Below are 18625 nucleotides of genomic sequence, written 5' to 3'. Positions count from 1 at the left end.
CTAAGTGAAAAGTAACTTCAAAGATAGATATCTGTTGATCTATTACAGCCGCAACACCGGCGCCGGAATGCCGCCTCTTGGAACCGGCATTAACAGATCAGCGTCAATACATCTATGGCACGCCCGGCCGGTTCCAACCATCCGACCGATGCACGCGTTCCGTAATCCGTCGATGACAGGCTGCCATCGGGGCGCGCAGGGGCGTCCCTCGTCCGGCCGGACATCCGCTCCACGAGCCGTTCCAGTGACACGAGGGAGAACCGAGTGCGAACACGCTCACGAGCCATGCTGGTGGTGGCGGCCGTCGCCACCGTGGCCGTGGCCGCAGGCACGACACCCGCGTCGGCGGCCCCCATCGCCGACGGCCTCGCCGGCCGGGCCCCCGTCGCCGGCGTCGGGGTCGCCACCGCCCGGACCGTCGACGCGCGCAGTCTGTCGAGTGCGGCCGAGCCGGCCGCGCCGTCCGCGGCGGCGGCGGACGCCACGGTCCCGGCGCAACGGCGCGGCACCGCGCTGCTGCCGTCGCGACCCAGCACCGGCAGTAAGCCGGCCGTCCCGGCGACGGTGACCGGGGCGCGCGGCCCGAACAGCCTCGCGAGCCGCCCGGTCCAGCCGTTGACGGCGCCGGGTACGGTGGCGAACTTCGCCGGCATCGATCAGGCCACCGGCTGCGGCGGCTGCCAGCCGCCGGATGTCAATGCTGCCGTCGGCGGCACCCAGATCCTCGAGGCGGTCAACCTGCGGCTGCAAACCACCAACAAGACCGGCACCCAGCTGTGCAGCTTCAGCCTGGCCAGCTTCCTGGGCACCACCGACAGCCTGTCCGACCCGCGCGTGCAGTACGACAACGTCAACAACCGCTACAGCCTCACCCTGACCGTCGTCCCCGCGTCCACCACCGCGGCCCCGGCGCTGTGGGTCGGGGCGAGCACCAGCAGTGACGCCTGCGGCAGCTGGTTCATCTACCGCATCACGTTCAGCGGCGGGTCGTTCCCGGCCGGCACCCTGCTGGACTACCCGATCCTCGGCCAGGACAGCAACGCGCTGCTGTTCGGCACCGACAACTTCACCCCGACCAGCCACAACGCCACCGTGTTCGGCATCCCGAAATCGGCCGTCTACGCCGGCGCCGGATTCAGCTTCAGCGCCTTCACCACCGCGTCGCTCAGCGCTCCGGTCTCCAACGCCGGCATTCCGATGATCTCGACGCCGTTCAGCTACTTCGTCGCCTCCGTCCCCGGCACGGGCTACCGCCTGTACCGGCTCACCAACAGCGGTGGCGCCGGCGCCGCCCTGACGCTGCAGGCCACCATCAGCTCGACGTTCAACGCCCCGACCCGCCGGATCAACCAGCCCGGCACGCCGACCACCCTCGACCCGCTCGACGGCCGTATCGCGTGGTCGCCGGTCAACGACGGCAACTTCATCTGGTTCGCCCACGGCATCGACATCGGCGGCTTCCCCGGCGTGCGCTACGGCGCCATCAGCATCGCCGGTAACACCGCCACCGTCGCCCTGGCCTACCGCAGCAGCAGCAGCGACGACTTCAACCCCTCCATCGGCGTCGCCAACAACCCTGGCGGCGGCAACTTCATCTACGTCAACTGGGCCTACACCGACACCGCGAACAACATCGCCACCTCCGACACCGTCGACTCCGTCGCCCCCGGCGGCGGCGTGCCGAACCTCATCGGCACCGGCGCCGTCCTGATCAACGGCTCAGCGACGAGCCAGACCCGGTTCGGTGACTACTCCTCAGTCGCGATCGACCCCACCGTCGCCAGTGGCAGCTGCGCCGTCGTGGCCCAGCAGTACTTCGCCGCGGGCGGCGCCTGGCGCACCCGGATCGGGCGCGTCGGCACCTGCTGACCCGCCCGACACAGCACCGCTGAACCGTCGGTGGCCGGCCCCGGAAGCCGGCCACCGACCGGTGTCAGCGGATCCGCACCACCTGGCTCTCGGTGATCGGACTGGCGAGACCTGACACCGCGACCGCCTGGACGCCGTAGATGTACAGGCCGTCGCCCGGTTCGGGGTCGACGTAGGTGTGCTGTGCGGCCGGGGCCCGCCCGACCGACTGCCAGACGCCGGCTTCGGCCGGGCGCCGAAGACACTGGTAGTACGCCAGGTCCTCGCCCGTGGCCGGCCACTCCAGTCGCACCCTCCCGGCGTCCGCGACGGCGGTGAGCGAGGGTGGCGCGAGGGGCGCGATCCGGCCCGCTTCATGCGATGTGATGCCGCTCGGGCTTGCGGCCGGCGACGGGCCGGCGCTCCCGGCCGCGGACGAGGCGGTGTTTACGGCATCGGGCGCGCCCGGAGCGTCGGCCGGTCCGCACGCCGTCGCCAGGGTCAGCACGACGACGCTGAGCAACAGTTCCCGGGTCATGATCGGTCGCCTTTTTCGGGTCGTGGCAGGGGGCACCGGGTGCCCCTGCCACGGGTTCGGTGCTACTTGAACTTGAAGGCGGCGACGTGCTGCGTGCCGTCGTTGAGCGCCACGGTCAGGCGACGGCAGGTGCCCGCCCATGACTTGTCGGTCTTCCAGACGTAGGTGTACTGGCCACTGGCGGGGTCGTAGGTCAGTGTGGCACCGCCGGGGCTGACTGTCTGCTCAATGTCGTCGACGGGTGCCCCGCCGTCGCAGGTCACCTGCTGCGACGACGGTGATCCGGCGGCGAAGATGTCCAGGCCCTGGTTGCCGCCGAGGCTGAACTTGACCGGGATCGCGCTGCCGGCCTTTGCGACGTTGACGGTGGGCGGATTGTCGACCGGGGAGAAGAAGCCGGTGAAGGTGTACCCGGTCGAAGCGGGCGGGCTCTTGTGCGCCTCGTCGACGGTCAGGGTCTCGTCCGGGGTGACCGTCGGCAGGTCCGGGGTGGCGCCGGCCAGGCCGATGGCGCCGCCCTTGAGCTTGAGGTTGGCCCAGTCGTTGTAGCCGCTGAGGGTGCTGTTGCCGCCGTCGTTGTTGATGTCGAACGACACGCCGGTGTCGGTGGTGTTGCTGTTGCAGTTCCAGTCGATGGCACCGCCGGCGTTGTTGACCGCGACGTACGTGCCGGAGGCGGGGCACCAGTGGCGGGTGCCGTAGCCGGCCGCGCCGATGCCGGCCGGCTCGCTCAGGCTGCTTTCGTTGAGGTTGCCCAGCGCGGAGCGGGAGTAGTCGAAGGTGCCGGCGACGCCGCCTTTGATGACGCCGCCGAGCTGGAAGCCGTAGCTCATGATGCTCAGGTAGTTCGGCTTGTAGTTGGTGTCGTCGCCGCCGCCGTGGTGCAGCCCGAGGTTGTGGCCGAGCTCGTGCATGAGCGTGCCGGCCTGCTCGTTGTCGGTGCCGGTGCCGTTGGTGAACGAGCCGAGGCTGACGATCAGGTCGGAGGCGCCGATGCCGCGGGAGATGCCCGAGGAGGTGGTCGAGTCGTAGTTGTGGGCTGCGATCACGTAGTGGAAGATCGGCGTGCGTCCGGTCGGGGTGAAGTTGGCGTCCTTGAGGGTCTGGAACGCGCTCCAGTCGTAGCCGCCGGCGCCCGAGGTGCCCAGGTTGGCGACGTAGCCCAGCTGCTTGGCCTTGCTCAGCGAGCCCCATGTCGCGTTGGTCGCCGAGTTCATGATGCTCGTCGGGCCCTCGTCGATGTGCAGGTTGATGCCGACCGACCCGGTCGGGCTGGTGTAGGGCGAGGCCGCGAACGCGTCGACGACGGTCTTCAGCGCCGCGGCGCTGAGCTTCTGGTTGTGGGTGGCGTCGGCCATCCAGTCCAGCTGCAGGAAGATGTCGGGCTTGTTCTTGTCGGCGCCCATCACCGCGAGGTCGATGAACTGCGGTGCGATCGGGCCGGCGCCGTCCGGGTCGATGGTGACGCCGTTGGTCTCCCACTCGTCGAGCAGGCCGTCGCCGTCGCTGTCGACCCCGCCGCCGGTGGCGCAGGAGCCGGGCGGGATTTCGAAGGCGATTGCGCGGCGCGGCTCGTACGCCTCCATCGACCACATCACCGTCTTCGGGGAGAAGGTGACGCTGTCGCACTCCAGGTCCTCGTCGCGGACCCCGCCGGCGCCGGTGGCGAAGTCGAATGCGGGCGCATGGTTGCTGCGCTGGACGACCCAGACGTGGTTGCAGCCGTCGGAGCCCTCGAACAGCAGCTGGCCGCCGATGGCCACGCCGCTGTTGTAGCAGCCGCTGCCCGACCAGCCGAAGCTGCCCAGGCTGGCACCGGCGGTGCTGTAGTGGAAGATCGTGGTGGACGTGTCGGGGCTGATGAGCAGGGTGTCGTCCTGCGCGTCGTAGGCCAGCCCGTCGTCGAGCTCGTCGATGGCGCCGGCGTCAGCCGCGTTGAACACCACCGCGCCGGTGCCGGTGGCCGGGTCGATCAGCCGCACGTCGCCGCTGGTGCCCGCGCCGCCCCACCCGGCCCAGATCTTCTTGCGCTTGCCGTCCCAGGCCAGTGCGCCCAGCCCACCCGCGACGTTGTAGGAGCCGAGCACGGCCCCGGTGATCGGGTTGGCCTTGTACAGGTCCGGACTGCTCTGGAAGCAGCTGTACCAGAGGTTCTCACCGTCGAACGCGATCCCGACGCCGATGCCGCTGCCGCATGACTGGGAGAAACCCGTCTGCTGCACCAGATCTCCGTTCGCGGCGAACGCTGGCGCGGACGGAGCCGCCAACCCCAGCGCGGCCACCACGATCGCGACGACCGTCGCGTGGATCCATCGACGAGTGAATCTTCGGTGCATGTCCCGTCACTCCCTCACGATGTGTGCCCAACAAAATCGGCGACCGGTCAGGAACCCGATCGCCAGGACTCACCCTTCGTCGTGGAGCCGTCACGGTGCATCACGTTGACCGTGATCCGACACGGGAGCGAGCCGAACGCCGGCAACCGCCGACCACCGGCCTAATCCGTTCCGGGAAATGACAGGCCGGTGGCCCGGAGCCAAAGCTTCCGGGCCACCAGGTGGGGCTGTACCGCTGGGCTAGCCGAACAGCAGCAGTTGCCACAGGTCGTAGGACTGAATGCCCCGGCCGTGGGTGGCCGTGTAGAGACGCCAGCCGCCCAGGCCGGTGCGCAGCTGCATCGTCGTGGTGGTCGGCAGGTTGCGGCCGAGCACCTTCCAGCCCGTCTGGCCCGCCGGACGGTAGAGCACGCCGAGGTCGGTGCCGACGACCAGGCCGCCGCCCCAGAGGACCTTCACCGCGTTGGCCGGGATGTCGGGCAGGTTCGCCGAGATGTCCGTCCAGTGCGCGCCCGCGTCGCGGGACTCGAAGACGTGGCCGACGCCGGCGCCGGGGCCCTCGGTCCACTTGCGGGAGTACCCGTTGATCGCGACGAACACGTGGTTGGGGTTGGCCGGGTCGACGTCGAAGCCCGAGACGTACCGGTTCGGGATGACCCCGTCGACCGGGAGCGTCAGCTGGTGCCAGCCCGTCCCGTCCGCCTTGCCGACCGCGATGCCGCGGGTGAAGCCCTGGTTGTTGCACGGGCCGCACCAGCCGACGTAGACCATGCCGCCGGAGATCGCGACGCCGCTGGCCACGTGGCCCGCGCCGAGGTCGAACACGTTGATCCAGTCCGCGCCGGACTGGATGTCGAAGCCCTTGTGCTGAATCCACACGTGCGTGCCGCCGGCCACCCAGTCCTTGCCGTCGGCGGCGATCGGCGCGATGAAGCGGGCGCCGGCCGAGCCGAGGGCGTTGTCGGGCGGGGCGACGTTGCGGCTGGACACCTTGCTCGGGTCGGTCGTCCACGAGCCGTCGTTGACCGCGCAGTTGTTGGTCACCGACAGGGCGAGGTACACGTACTCCGCCGCGATGTTGCAGCCGTTGTTCGGGTCGACGATGGTGTCGCCGCCGTCGCCGCCGAAGTTGGAGCCCATCACCTTGTCGCCGGGGCGCAGGATCGACTCGCCGTTGTCCTGCAGGCCGCCGCTGATCGCGACCCCCGCGTTGTGCCCCTGCCGGTCGGCGCCGACACCCACCGAGTAGTACTGCAGCACGTCCATGCTGCCGTCATTGAGCGACGCCCAGTCGGTGGCATGGCCCGACGCGTCGGCCCGGCCGTTCACCGGCCGGCGGTACGCGCCGCCGTCGTTGCCGACGATCACATACGGCTTGCCGCCGTTGCTGCCGATGGCGATCGCGTGCTGGTCGGAGTGTGGAGTCTGGTGGCAGTCGCCGGTCTGCTTCGACGGATCGATGCTCCAGCAGTCGAAGTAGAAGTTCCAGTACGGCCCAGGCGTGGTCCACGTTGCCCCGGCGTCCTTGGTCTCAAAGACCTCCTCCAAGCCCAGGTACACGTGCTTGGGGTCCTTCGGGTCGACCTGCAGGAACTGGTTGTACCAGGCCTGGATGCCCGGCATGTACCCCGGCGAGGTGTTCGCCGAGCCCGACGCGGCCAGCTTGTGGTAGTCCGCTACGAGCTTCCACGGGCCGAACGGCGAGCCCGAGTCCGAGGCGTAGATACCACCCAGGCCACTGTCCGGGTTGGTGTTGAGCTGCTCGGGCGACTGCTCGATCGCGTAGTACTTCGAGCCGTCCGCGGACGCGGCGAAGGTGACCGCACCGACGTTGTCCGGGTCGCTGGCGATGTCACCGGCGAGGGTGGTCCGCTGCCAGGCGCCGCCCACCTTGGTGTAGAAGCCGTTGTAGTCGTCGCCGCTGCGCCAGCCGATCGCCAGGATGACCTTCGACGGGTCCTTGGGGTCGATGGCGACGTCGTTAGCGATGTTCTTGTACGGCGCGCTCGCGTCGCCGGCCTTCGACCCGCCCGGCAGGTAGTCCGGGTTGGGGGCGAACTCGAGCTTCCACGGGCCGGACAGGTTGGTGGTGGAGTGGGTCCACACGCCGCGGCTGGTCGCCGCCCAGACCTTGTCGCCGCCGAAGCGCAGCGCCCGGATCGTCGTACTCTCCAGCTCGGTGCCGCCGACCCGGCTGCTCGCGCTGAACTCGCCGTGGCGGGGGTCGCCGAGCACGAACACGCCGGCGCCGACGAAGCTGGTCGCGCTGGTGTTGGCCTCGCCGGTGGCGTACCAGAGCCGGCCCTTGCCGTCGAGGCGCAGGTCGCCGGTGGCCGGAGACGGCAGCTTGTCCGAGATCGGATGCCAGTTGCCGCCGCCCGTGGACGAGCGCCACACGCCGCCGTTGGCCGAGCCGGCGTACACGTAGCCGTGGTCGTCGGCGGCCAGGCCGGTGATCCGGCCGGTCACGTTGCCGGCGCCGCCGGAGGAGTTGGAGTTGATGTCGCGGTAGCGCGGGTCGTCGGCGTTGTACGGCAGCCCCGTCTCGTCGACCCAGCGCCCGCCGGTGTGCGGCAGCGACTGCAGCTGCGCCCACGCGGCGGAGTAGGCGCCGGGCGCGACGACGCCCGGCGAGCTGCGGGCCTCGTTCCACTGGTCGGCCTGCTCCATGATGTCGCTGGAGCCCTCTTCCTCGTCCTCCCCGGCCGCCTTGGCCGAGAACGTCGAGGCGCCCTTCGCAGTGCGGTGGCCGGTGGCGGCCAGGTCGCCCGCGCGGGCCGGGCGCGGCTTGCCCGGTGCGGCGCCGGCCGGCGCGCCGGCCACGGTGAGCGCGATCGCGGACAACCCCGCGACGATGAGGACACGTCGATGCCTAGTTGGCGGCAGTGCAGGCGGCAAGGCCCGCTCCCTCCCAAACCGAGGCGCCGGTCAGGACTCGCCGGCGCATGCACGGCTGATCGTTCATCCAGCGGCCCGCCAATATCAAAGCGTGCAGATCAAGAAGCGGCGGATGCAGGGTGAAGGAAAGGGTAGGAGGCGCCCACGAATCGACACTGTCACGTATCGCTGGATGGTTCCTCATGCAGAGGGTACGGGATTTGCGGGCATAGCACATTTGTAGTGATCAAAGTGACGGGTTTCGTATTGATGCTTTCCAAACGCCGGGTCCGGGTCAAGACTGGCGCTTGGCCCATCGCCGACCTTGGTCCCGATCGGGACACCGGGCGCATTGGGTCGTTGGCAACCTCCATTCCGCTGACGAACGGAGACCCATGTCCACACGACGCAGTGTGGTCGCGGCGGCGGCACTGGCCACCGTCCTCGGCTCGCTCACTCTGCCAGGCAGCGCATCAGCCGCCTCCGCCGCCAATACCCGGCACGTGCAGAAGGTCGGCACCGGCTCCTACAAGGTCACCGGGACCGGCACCGGCGAGCCGGCCTCGATCAACACCGAGATCCCCCGCGACGCCGGGCCCGAGGCCGCGGGCCTGGCCCGCACCGCGAAGCGGCCCGCCGGCCCGCACCGCAGCCTGGCGCCGGCGCGCGCCGCGAGCCCGTCCGGCGCGTCGCTGACCGGCGGGGTCATCCGCAACGGTCCGCAGCTGGTGACCAGTTTCGACGGGCTCACCCAGCGGCAGCAGCGCACCGCCAACAACGGCAACCAGTTCACCCTCGAGCCGCCCGACCAGGCCCTGTGCGCGGGCGGCGGCCACGTCGTGGAGGCGGTCAACGACGCGTTCCGGGTCTACAACGCTGACGGCACCGGCCAGACCGGCGTGGTGGACCTGAACACGTTCTTCGGCTACCCGCCGGTGATCGACCGCACGACCGGCGTCTTCGGCCCCGAGCTCACCGACCCGGTCTGCCTGTTCGACCCGAGCACCCACAAGTTCTTCCTCGTCGTGCTCACCCTCGACCAGACCGCGGACGGCGAGCTCACCGGCGGCAACCACCTCGACATCGCGGTGGCGTCCGACCCGACCGGCACCTGGAACATCTACCGGCTCGACGTCACCGACGACGGCAGCAACGGCACCCCGGTGCACCCGCACTGCCCTTGTATCGGCGACTACCCGCACATCGGCGTCGACGCGTTCGGTTTCTACATCACCACCAACGAGTACTCGTTCTTCGGCACCGAGTACAACAGCGCGCAGATCTACGCGTTCTCCAAGCGGGCCCTGGCCCGCGGCGACGCGGACGTGCTCGTCACCGAGCTCGACACCCCCGGCGCCGACCGCGGGCGCAACGGCTTCACCGTCTGGCCGGCCCAGTCCCCGACGGTCGCGGACTACTCCTACGCGCAGGGCGGCACGGAGTTCTTCCTGTCCTCCAACGCGGCCGAGGAGGCGACCGGCACCAAGGACTACGTGTCGGACAGCATCGTGACCTGGGCGCTGACCAACAGCTGGTCCCTCGACTCCGCATCGCCCAGCCTCGGGCTGAGCAACACCCGGGTCGGGGTGCAGCGGTACTCGCTGCCGCCCGCGGCGAACCAGAAGTCCGGGCCGGCGCCGCTGCGCGAGTGCCTCAACGACGACCCGTGCGCCACGTTCATCCTCGGCGCGCCGGACCCGTTCAAGCCCGAGGCCCTCTCGCCGCTGGACAGCAACGACACCCGCATGCAGCAGGTCACCTACGCCGGCGGCAAGCTCTACGGCGCGCTCGACACCGCGGTGAGCGTCGGCGGCGCTACGAAGGCCGGCATCGGCTGGTACATCGTGCGCCCGTCGCTGCGCGGCAGCTCCGTGCGGGCCGACCTCGCCGCCCAGGGCCAGCTGGGCCTCGCGGGCAACAACCTGACGTACCCGGCCATCGGCGTCAATGCGGCCGGCAAGGGCGTCATGGCGTTCACTCTGGTCGGCGACGGCTACTTCCCGTCGGCGGCGTACTCCGCGTTCGACGGCCGCACCGGCGCCGGCACGATCTACCTGGCCAAGGCGGGCCTGGGCCCGCAGGACGGCTTCAGCGGCTACCGCGCCTTCAACGACCCGCCGCGCCCGCGGTGGGGCGACTACGGCGCGACCGCCGTGGACGGCAACAACATCTGGATCGCCAGCGAGTACATCGGCCAGACCTGCACCCTCGCCCAGTACGAGGCGACGCCGTTCGGCAGCTGCGGCGGCACCCGCACCGCGCTGGCCAACTGGGGCACCCGGATCAGCCTGATCAAACCGTAACCATCGGCACCACTTCACCAACGGAACGAATTGGCGGCGCGGCCGTCGTCCTGCAGGCCGTATCGGTCGATCAGGGCGGCGGCCGCGCCGTCTGCGGTGCGGCGGTGGAGGCGGGCCAGCTCCGCCACCGCCCCCGGTTCACCCCGGTCGGCCGCCCGCCGGCACAAGGCCGCCGCCTCGCCGACGGCGCCGCGCGCGAGGCGCACCCGGGCGAGCGCGAGACCGGCTCCGGCAACACCGTTGCGCAACGCATGCTCGTAGAGTTCCGGGATGCACTCGGAGACGTCGAGCGTCGACGACAGCCGCAGGCGGATCATGTTGCGCAGGTCGACAGCGGCGCCGGCGGTCGCCGCCTGCAGGTAGAGCCGTTCCGCGGCGGCGAGGTCCCCGGTCAGCTCGCGGGCCGCGCCGAGGTCGGCCACCGCACGATACCGGCCGCAATCAGCTGCCTGCAGTGCGAGCCGGTCTGCGTCGACCTGATCACCCCGTTCCTCGGCGCGCATGTGCGGCAGCCGCATCAGCACGTCCGCGTCGCCGTGTTCGTACGCCGACCAGTACAGCTCGTCCGCCTCGGACTGCCGACCCGCAGCCGCCCACAGGTCGGCGAGTTGCCGCATCGGCATGGTGTCGCCCTGCTCGGCGGCGGTCGTGGCATGGCCTGCGGCAGTGGGCCGGTCGTCGCTGTCCCACAGCCGGGCGAGCAGCTGGGCCGACGCGGTGTCGCCACGGTCGCTGCCCTGCCGGTACAGGTCAGCCGCCGCCGTCCGATCGCCGGCGAGTTCGCGAATGCGACCGAGGTCGCGCAGCGCGGTGGGATCGCCGAGATCCGCGGCCCGTCGCGCGAAGGTGGCGGCGGCGGGCGGGTCGGTGTCCTGCCGCAGCAGGGCCAAGGCGTGCGCGGCGTCGCAGACACCGCCGCGTACAGCGTCGCGGTAACCGGCCTCGGCGCCCGAGCGGTCGCCGGCCTCCTGCCTGGCCCGGGCGAGGTCGAACATGGCGTCGGGGTCGCCGTGTGCGGCGGCTTGTCGCAGCAGTTGGGTGGCCGCCGCGTGATCACCGGTTCGGCGCCGCGACCGTGCGAGCTTGCGCAGTGCGGTGCCGTCCCCGAGCTCCGCGGCCCGCTCGGCCAGCTGAACGGCGCCGGCGATGTCGCCGAGGCGGCCCCTCGCCATGGCGATCTCCGCCAGCACCGACGGGTCGCCGTACCGTGCGGCCGTCACGGCCAGCCGTGTGGCGGCACTGGTGCCGCCACGTTGCTGGCGCAGCACGGCGAGGGCGTGCAGCGGTCCGGTATGGCTACGGCTGGCCAGCCGCAACGCCATCGCCAGGGCCCCGACCGCATCGGTGGCGGCACGCGCGGTCAGGCGCTGCGCGTCGCCCGGGCTCACCGTGGCCGCGGCGCGGCGCAGGAAGGACTCCACCGCGGGCCGCCGGCCGAACCGGCGCCGCTCCTCGGCCAGCAGCCGCCGCTCGAAGCGGTGGCCGTACTGTGCGGCGGCGACGGCGAGCCGCTCCGCGGCGTCCAGCTCACCGGCCCGGCGGCGGGCGTCGGCGAGCCGCTGCAGGGCGGTGGTGTCGCCGGTGGCCGCGGCCTGCCGGGCTATCGTCTCGGCGGTGGCGAGGTCGCCGCGATCCTGGGCCATGGCGGCCAGCGCCGCGACCTCCAGCCGCGCGCCGTGCTGCACGGCGGTCCAATACAGCGCCTCGGCCCGCTCCGAACCGGGGTGCCGCTGGGCGAGCGCACAGGCCACGGTGGCGTCGCCACGCGCGGCTGCGGCCGTGGCCAGTGTGTCGGCCCGCGTGGCGTCACCGTCGCCGTCGCAGCGCAGGGCGAGCCACCGCAGTGCGATGTGGTCGCCGTGGTCGCCGGCGAGCATCGCCAGCCGGTCGGCGCCGGCTCGATCGCCGGCCCGTTCACGCAGCCGCACCAGCAGGCCCATGGCGGCGGTGTCGCCCTGCTCGATCGCCAGGCGGTACATGTGCCCGGCCCGGTTCAGCCGGCCGCGCCGCTCGGCATGGACTCCCAGTGAGCGCAACGTGCCCGGGTCAGTCACGGTCGCGGTCACCGCGTCCCAGAACCGGACTGGCGGAAACACGGTGCAGCGGCGGGCGGCGACGTCGTGGTGCACACACTCGACCAGCCGGTATGCATCCGAGCCATGGATGGTCAGGAGGGCCGGCGTCGCCGTGGCGAACGCGATGGCCGCGGCGACGTCGTCGGCCGGTCGGCCGTCCCCGGCGGCGTGCCGCAGGAACGCGCCGGACAGCCATGGTGGGAAGCCGAACCGGCGGGCGTCGACGGCGGCGTCGAGCAGCGCCCTGGCAGCCGGTGGCGCCGTGTCGTACCGCCGCAGCACCTCGCAGATCTTCCTGGCACCGCGCGTGTCCGGTACGGCGACGTCGTTGCCGTACAACAGCGATCTCGTGTCGGCGTGGACATCCAGTTCGTCGGCCAGTGGCCGCGCGGTGAGCGTCGTCCACTGCTGCGGCCAGAGCGTGAGTACCACGAGTACCGGCGCGCGGGCCGGATCGTCGAGCAGCGCGCGTAGCGCGGTGACGACCGGCGCCTCGGCGAGCGGGGGATCGGGTTCCAGTAGGTGCGCGGCGTCGGTGAGCCAGACGATCGTGTACGGCCCCGCGTCGCTCAGCGCGGTGGTGATGTCGGTGGCCGACGCCCCGTCGGCGGGTTGCCAGATCCGCCAGAGGCTCGGCAGCGCCCGGATGGCCTCCCACGCTGCCCGGCTGCGGCCCGCGCCCGGCCGCCCGACGAGCGCCAGGACCCGGCTGGCACCGGCGCGGGCCGCGGCGACGATCCCGGCCACGACGTCGTCGTGCGGGCGCCGGACGTACGGCGGCAGCCGTTCCCGCCCCGGCCGAGTCGCGCGGTGCACGCCGAACGCGAACGGATCCGCGGCACCGACGGATACGCCCAGGCGCCGGCCGAACGACCCGCGCGAGGCGTCGTGCGCGGTGCGCCAAGCGGCGCGGACCTGCTCGCCGACGGTGGCCGGATCACGGTCGGTACGGAGGCCCAGCGCCACACCGACCATGACCGCGTACTCCTCGCCGGGTAGGCCGGTGTGCCCGCTCAGGATCGCCCCGACGGTGACCGGGGACGGGCCGCGTGCGGCGCCGAGTTCGCCGGCGATGCGACCGGCATCGTCGGCGATCTTGCTGAACGGGGGCCGGCCGGCGGCGACGTACAGCCCGTAGAGCAGGTCTTTGAACTCGCGCAGGGCGACCGCCGGCGTCGTCATGACGGCTCGTCGTAGTACGCCAGGCCGGCGCCGACCACACTGCTCAGGTCGGCGCTGCGCAGCCGGTAGGTGACCCGCCGGCCGTCCTGAATCCGGACGACGAGCCGGGCTTGGCGCAGGACCCGTAGATGCTGGGAGATCAGCGCCTGGGTGACGCCGACGGCCGCCACGATCTCATGCACCTGCAGCTCGTAATGCAGGACGAGCAACTCCACGATGGCCAGGCGCACCGGCGCCGCCAACGCCCGGAACAGCATGCTGACCTGCTCGAAGCGGTCCGCTGACGGCGTCGTCATCTGTGCTCCTCGACGATCCCTGCAGCGACACGGCCACGGCCGGTCGACCCGTCATCCGAAAGATAGTCGTTCCCGCCGGTCGCAACGAGATGACACAACGCGATGGGCGCATATGAGGCCAGATGACATAGCGATATTCGCAATTCGCCATACTGTGAACGTCCGGGCACACCGGCGGAACCGTTGCGGCGGCGGTAGCATCACATCGTCATGCCTCGGACACTGTTCGCCCTGCTTGCCGCGGCGCTCCTGGTCGCCGCGCCGAGTGCATGCGCTTCCGATTCGCACGACACGGGACAACCGGCGACGGCCCGGACGATTACCTACGCTCCGCCGTCCGCCGTCCCGTCGACCGCGCAGCCACCGACCAGTGGGCCGCCCACGAGCACGGCCGCGCCGGGCCCATCCCGCAGCGTCCCGGCCGGTACGGGGATCGCCGGGCAGACTGTCATGATCGCCTGCCCGGTCGATAGGGCCGACCCGCCGTGCACGCCGACGCCGGTCCAGGCCCGGCTCACGGTGCTGAACGCGACTGCCCAGGCGGTCGTCGCCACGGTCGACACCGACGCCCAAGGGCACTTCACGGTGGCCGTACCCGCCGGCAGCTACCTGCTACGCCCGGTCCTCATTGGCGGCGGCCCGGCCCGCCGGCCGACGAACCTGCCGGTCACCGTGGCCGCCGGGCACTACACCTCCATCACCATGCGGCTGGACAACGGCCTGCGCTGACCCACGTACGTCGGGTAACGGCAAGGGTTCCGCTGGCATCGACGAGGGTTAGCGTCAATTCGTCATCTTGAGCACGGCCTGTGACTTCACCGGCACTGGCACGATGGCGAAGCAATGCAGGTCAGCTTGAGCCTTCTGCCTGCATGGAGGTGTCATGCGACGAACTGTTCCCACGGTGGCCGCACTGGCCTTGGTCGCCGGCGCACTGGTCGCTCCCACAACGGCAAACGCGGCGAGCGAACCGCGGTGGATCAGCCACATCAAGCAGTACCCCGGCGGGATCTCCAACGGCGTCCGAGCCATGTACGCCGCCTCCGGAGCCGGCGCCGCCGCGGCCAACTCACGGGCCGCAACACAGGCCAACGCCGGCGGCTACGTCGCCGCACCCAAGGCCGCCGGCGGCAACGTGCAGATGAACGACGACAGCAACCCGCCGCTGCCGCAGAACGAGACCGCGGTCGCCTACAACGTCAACCACCCGCTGATCGCGGTCGCCGCCGCGAACGACTATGTCAGCGGCGGCGTGGTGGTCATGCGGACCACCGACGGCGGCAAGCACTGGGCCAGCACCCGCATCACGCCGCAGTTCCGCGGTACCGGTGACTTCTGCAACGGCGGCGACCCGGGCGTCGCCTACAGCCGCCGCGACGGTGCGTTCTACCTGTCGCAGCTGTGCTTCTTCCGGTCGCAGGCCTACTCCGAGATCCAGGTCTACAAGTCGGTCGACAACGGCCAGACCTGGACCCCCGGCCGGCAGGCCGCCCGCGCCGCGTCGAACTACGACTACACCACCGGCACCGTCGACGAGTCGATCTTCAACGACAAGGAACTCATCGCCGTCGACAACACGCCGACCAGCCCGCACTACGGCCGGCTCTACGTCACGTACACGAAGTTCCACCTGCAGCCCGACGGGTTCAGCGACTACTGCCCGCTGCAGCTGTCGTACACCGACACAATCCCGACCGAGAACCCGGCCCTGACCACGTGGGCGCACACCGCCATTCAGCCCGACAACCCGGGCGGCGACGGCACTGGCCTGTCGGCGAACCAGTTCAGCGTCCCGGTCGTAGAACAGAACGGCGCACTCGACATCGGCTTCGTCTCCGAAGAGTGCAACGCCTCCTACGACCCGCACCTGCTGTTCCAGAAGTCCACCGACGGCGGCGCGACGTTCCTGCCGCAGCCGGTCCAGATCGATAAGCCCGGGCAATACGCCGACTTCCTCGACGACGCCCGCGACGACACCCTGCCGCCGACCGCCTTCCGCGCACCCAACACCGTGTCGCTGGCCTACAGCCCACGGACCGGCACCCTGCTGTACGTCTACCAGAACAACATCAACCGCCCACTGTCCGCCGCCGACATCTCCTACCAGACCTCCGCCGACGGCGGGCTGCACTGGTCCGACTCGGCATTCCTGTCGACCGGCGCGAACGGCACACCCGCCCGCAACGACCAGTTCCTGCCCTGGGCCGCCTCCGATGAGAACGGCCGGTTCTATGCGATCTGGTTCGACCGGCGCCAGGACCCCGCCAATGTCCGGATCAACACCTGGCAGGCGGTATCGGGCAACAACGCGGCCAGCTTCACCAGCGCGAAGATCAGCACCAAGGACTGGGACCCGAACCTGGGCTTCCTCGGAAGCGGCGCGTTCATCGGCGACTACAACGGCCTCGCCGCCAGCACCAAGGCCGTCTACCCGGTGTGGACGGACGGGCGGGACAGTGCCATCGCGCAGACCGGCATCGGCGAGACCGACATCTTCACCAACGTCGAGATCAACCCCTAGCCGGACGACACCCCGGTCTGTGGCCGGACGAACCGGCCACAGCCAAAACCCACAATAAATCTACAGTTGTCTATTTATTCTGGATGGTGGTTCTGATACCAACGGGATTGGCGACGGTGAAACCCTCGCCGTCGCACTCCCGGAGAGGCGATGTCACCATGCATCCACGCACCCTCCTACGCACGGTCCCTGTCGGCGCCCTCACCACGGGTGTGGCCACCCTCGCCGCACTGCTGCTCGGCACCGCCCCGGCCGCGGCCAACGTCGCGTTCACCCAGGTCAGCACCGACCCGTACACCGACACTCAGGCGCAGCACCAGAGCGAGGTCGAGCCGGACACGTTCGCGTTCGGCAGCACCATCGTCTCGGCGTTCCAGGTCGGCCGGGTCTCCGGCGGCGGCGCCTCCAACATCGGCTGGGCCCGCTCCAGCGACGGCGGCGCGACCTGGACCAAGGGCTTCCTGCCCGGCATCACCACCAACGGCGGCGGCACCTACGGCCAGGCCAGCGACGCCTCGGTCGCCTACGACGCGAAGCACAACGTCTGGCTGATCTCCAGCCTCGGCATCAGCGGCTCCGCGGTCAACGTGCTCACCAGCCGCTCCACCGACGGCGGTCTGACCTGGTCCAGCCCGGTCACCACCGCCACCGGCTCGCTGGACAAGAACTGGATCGTCTGCGACAACACCGCGGCCAGCCCGTTCTACGGCAACTGCTACACCGAGTACGACATCACCAGCTCCGGCGACTCGATCCGGATGAAGACCTCGACCGACGGCGGCGCGACCTGGGGCGCCGCGCTCGCCCCCGGCGGCACCCACACCGGCCTCGGCGGCCAGCCGGTCGTGCTGCCCAACGGCCACGTCCTCGTGCCCTACCTGGGGCTGTCGGACACGATCCGCTCGTTCCGCTCCACCAACGGCGGCGCGTCCTGGAACTCGACCGTACAGGTGTCCACGATCAGCCACCACACCGTGGCCGGCGGGCTGCGCGAGGAGACGCTGCCCTCGGCCGAGGTCGACGGGGCCGGCACCGTGTACGTCACCTGGTCCGACTGCCGCTTCCGCTCCGGCTGCCCGGCCAACGACATCGTCCTGGCCAAGTCGACCAGCGAAACGACCTGGGCCGCGCCGACCCGCGTGCCGATCGACGCGACCAGCAGCACCGTCGACCACTTCATCCCCGGCATCGGCGTCGACGTCTCCACCTCCGGCGCATCGGCGCGGATCGGGCTGACGTACTACTTCTACCCGAACACCTCATGCACCGCCGCGACCTGCCAGCTCAGCACCGGCTACATCTCCTCCACGAACGGCGGCGCCAGCTGGAGCGGCTCGACCCAGCTGGCCGGCCCGATGAACCTGTCGTGGATCCCGAACACGTCGCAGGGCCGCATGTTCGGCGACTACATCTCCACCTCGGTGCGTCCGGGCGGCAACGCCTACCCGGTCCTGCCGATCGCCACCGCCCCCACCGGCAGCACGCTCCACCTCGGCATGTTCGTCCCGACCGGCGGCCTGCCGGTCACCGGCGGCACCAACACCGCCGCACCCGCCGCGGCGCCGGCATCGGCCGCCACGCCACATACGATCCACCCGACCGCACGGTAAGGGCGAACCCCATGCAGATGGGAGGCGACGGCACCGCCGCCGCCCCCCATCTGCGAACGGGGTACGCCATTCAGTCGGTGTTGCATCATGCGCCCGCGGCTTGGCGGATGTGTCGATGGGACAGACATCTGCGGGTGGCTCGGCACCATAACAGCGACTGCGATGTATCCGACCTGCCACTGCCCCGCCCGAGCCACCCAACAGCGCCGAGAGCGTCGCGGCCGACAAAAACCGCACGGCGGTAACCACCGTCCACAGGGGACGTGCCGGTCAGATGGTGGGCCGCTAGGGACGCGAACCCTGAACCTACGCTGACACGCGCCTCAGCCATCCTGACATCTACAGGCCGGCCTGTACCAGGTCGCGCAGCAATGACGCTCCGGCGACCACGCGGTCGATAGCGTCGAGGCCGCCGGCGCCTTCCTGCCGGGGGATCGGAAGCATGTCGACCCCGTCCGCGGTGTGCACGACCCCATGCCGGTCGAAGATGTCCGCTAGCTTTGCGCGCAATGCCTCCCCGTCGGGAACATCAAGCGCGAAGCCGCGATCGATACTGCGCATGCCGACGCCACGTCGCTGCAGCCGCAGCCAGCGGGGAGTTGTCTCATAGCCGGTGAACCACGGGTCCTCGACACGTTCACCCGCGCCACTGGAGTGCCGGACCTGCAGCAGTATCGGGTCGCGGTAGTAGCCGTTGAGCCGTGTGGTGCGCAGCATGCACATGGAGTAGTCGAGCCAGCCATCGGCTCCGTAGTAGATGCCAGTCGTGCCGGTTCGCATGGTCACCAGCACGGGGTCGAACGGTTGGGTGTCCCCGGCAAGCCAAAGCTACTTCTACTTCGACACGACGCCGACGGTCAGCTCGACGGACTACCCAGAGAGCGCCGAGGCGGGCGGAGCCGGCGTCAGCGGCTCCTTCACGTTCACCGCAAAGGTGCCCGGTGGCACGCAGTTCGCCTACTCGTTCGACTTCGAGACGACGACGCAGACCGCGCCAGTCGGGCCCGACGGCACAGCGACCATCAACTGGACACCAGAT

At 70.5% G+C, this 18625-nt stretch carries 12 protein-coding genes; 6 read left to right on the top strand and 6 right to left on the bottom strand.

What is annotated here, in order from left to right; genetic code table 11:
• The first annotated feature begins 285 nt into the window (after window positions 1-285).
• Entirely contained in the window at window positions 286-1869 is a 1584-nt protein-coding gene (locus AB0B76_RS40655) for a hypothetical protein (protein WP_360385774.1), read from the top strand.
• A gap of 64 nt (window positions 1870-1933) precedes the next feature.
• Here the strand turns inward: AB0B76_RS40655 and AB0B76_RS40650 are convergent, their stop codons facing one another.
• The 3 genes from AB0B76_RS40650 to AB0B76_RS40640 all read right to left on the bottom strand — a co-directional run bounded on the left by AB0B76_RS40650 (window position 1934) and on the right by AB0B76_RS40640 (window position 7566).
• Window positions 1934-2386, bottom strand: coding sequence for a hypothetical protein (locus AB0B76_RS40650; protein WP_360385772.1), 453 nt, complete (start codon window positions 2384-2386; stop codon window positions 1934-1936).
• 62 nt (window positions 2387-2448) lie between these two features.
• Window positions 2449-4608 carry a PxKF domain-containing protein gene (locus AB0B76_RS40645; protein WP_360385770.1) on the bottom strand — a complete coding sequence of 720 codons (2160 nt, stop codon included), beginning with the start codon at window positions 4606-4608 and terminating at the stop codon, window positions 2449-2451.
• Window positions 4609-4962: 354 nt separating this feature from the next.
• Window positions 4963-7566 carry a glycosyl hydrolase gene (locus AB0B76_RS40640; protein WP_360385768.1) on the bottom strand — a complete coding sequence of 868 codons (2604 nt, stop codon included), beginning with the start codon at window positions 7564-7566 and terminating at the stop codon, window positions 4963-4965.
• A gap of 428 nt (window positions 7567-7994) precedes the next feature.
• Between AB0B76_RS40640 and AB0B76_RS40635 the strand changes: the two genes are divergently transcribed.
• Entirely contained in the window at window positions 7995-9902 is a 1908-nt protein-coding gene (locus AB0B76_RS40635; protein WP_360385766.1) for a hypothetical protein, read from the top strand.
• Between the two features lie 14 nt (window positions 9903-9916).
• On the opposite strand, the gene AB0B76_RS40630 is transcribed toward AB0B76_RS40635, so the two are convergent.
• Window positions 9917-13159, bottom strand: a complete 3243-nt coding sequence (locus tag AB0B76_RS40630) for a hypothetical protein (protein WP_360385764.1) — start codon at window positions 13157-13159, stop codon at window positions 9917-9919.
• Window positions 13156-13455 (bottom strand): metalloregulator ArsR/SmtB family transcription factor, encoded by a 300-nt coding sequence (locus AB0B76_RS40625; protein WP_360385762.1) that lies wholly within the window; start codon window positions 13453-13455, stop codon window positions 13156-13158. Before AB0B76_RS40625 ends, AB0B76_RS40630 begins: the two co-directional genes overlap by 4 nt.
• Window positions 13456-13905: 450 nt before the next feature.
• Here AB0B76_RS40625 and AB0B76_RS40620 point away from each other — a divergent pair, with 450 nt between their 5' ends.
• From AB0B76_RS40620 to AB0B76_RS40610, 3 genes are all read left to right on the top strand, one after another.
• Window positions 13906-14184: a hypothetical protein gene (locus tag AB0B76_RS40620; RefSeq protein ID WP_360385760.1), complete on the top strand. Its 279-nt coding sequence runs from the start codon at window positions 13906-13908 to the stop codon at window positions 14182-14184.
• A gap of 154 nt (window positions 14185-14338) precedes the next feature.
• Window positions 14339-15976 (top strand): sialidase family protein, encoded by a 1638-nt coding sequence (locus tag AB0B76_RS40615; protein WP_360385758.1) that lies wholly within the window; start codon window positions 14339-14341, stop codon window positions 15974-15976.
• 158 nt (window positions 15977-16134) lie between these two features.
• Window positions 16135-17586 (top strand): sialidase family protein, encoded by a 1452-nt coding sequence (locus AB0B76_RS40610; RefSeq protein WP_360385756.1) that lies wholly within the window; start codon window positions 16135-16137, stop codon window positions 17584-17586.
• Between the two features lie 339 nt (window positions 17587-17925).
• On the opposite strand, the gene AB0B76_RS40605 is transcribed toward AB0B76_RS40610, so the two are convergent.
• Complete coding sequence (locus AB0B76_RS40605) at window positions 17926-18378, bottom strand: hypothetical protein (RefSeq protein ID WP_360385754.1); 453 nt, start codon at window positions 18376-18378, stop codon at window positions 17926-17928.
• Here AB0B76_RS40605 and AB0B76_RS40600 point away from each other — a divergent pair.
• Window positions 18365-18625 (top strand): hypothetical protein (locus AB0B76_RS40600; protein ID WP_360385752.1); only part of this gene is annotated, 261 nt, incomplete at its 3' end. The two genes, AB0B76_RS40605 and AB0B76_RS40600, sit on opposite strands and share 14 nt — an antisense overlap.

The sequence above is a fragment of the Dactylosporangium sp. NPDC049140 genome, assembly GCF_040648435.1.
Note: the sequence above shows the minus strand (reverse complement) of the source record. Positions and strands in the feature narration are given on the sequence as shown.

What these genes read in the sequence shown, in the direction of transcription:
- AB0B76_RS40655 (WP_360385774.1), top strand. Translation starts at nt 286, where the DNA reads ATGCTGGTGGTGGCGGCCGTCGCCACCGTGGCCGTGGCCGCAGGCACG.
- AB0B76_RS40650 (WP_360385772.1), bottom strand. Translation starts at nt 2,386, where the DNA reads ATGACCCGGGAACTGTTGCTCAGCGTCGTCGTGCTGACCCTGGCGACG.
- AB0B76_RS40635 (WP_360385766.1), top strand. Translation starts at nt 7,995, where the DNA reads ATGTCCACACGACGCAGTGTGGTCGCGGCGGCGGCACTGGCCACCGTC.
- AB0B76_RS40630 (WP_360385764.1), bottom strand. Translation starts at nt 13,159, where the DNA reads ATGACGACGCCGGCGGTCGCCCTGCGCGAGTTCAAAGACCTGCTCTAC.
- AB0B76_RS40625 (WP_360385762.1), bottom strand. Translation starts at nt 13,455, where the DNA reads ATGACGACGCCGTCAGCGGACCGCTTCGAGCAGGTCAGCATGCTGTTC.
- AB0B76_RS40620 (WP_360385760.1), top strand. Translation starts at nt 13,906, where the DNA reads ATGATCGCCTGCCCGGTCGATAGGGCCGACCCGCCGTGCACGCCGACG.
- AB0B76_RS40615 (WP_360385758.1), top strand. Translation starts at nt 14,339, where the DNA reads ATGCGACGAACTGTTCCCACGGTGGCCGCACTGGCCTTGGTCGCCGGC.
- AB0B76_RS40610 (WP_360385756.1), top strand. Translation starts at nt 16,135, where the DNA reads ATGCATCCACGCACCCTCCTACGCACGGTCCCTGTCGGCGCCCTCACC.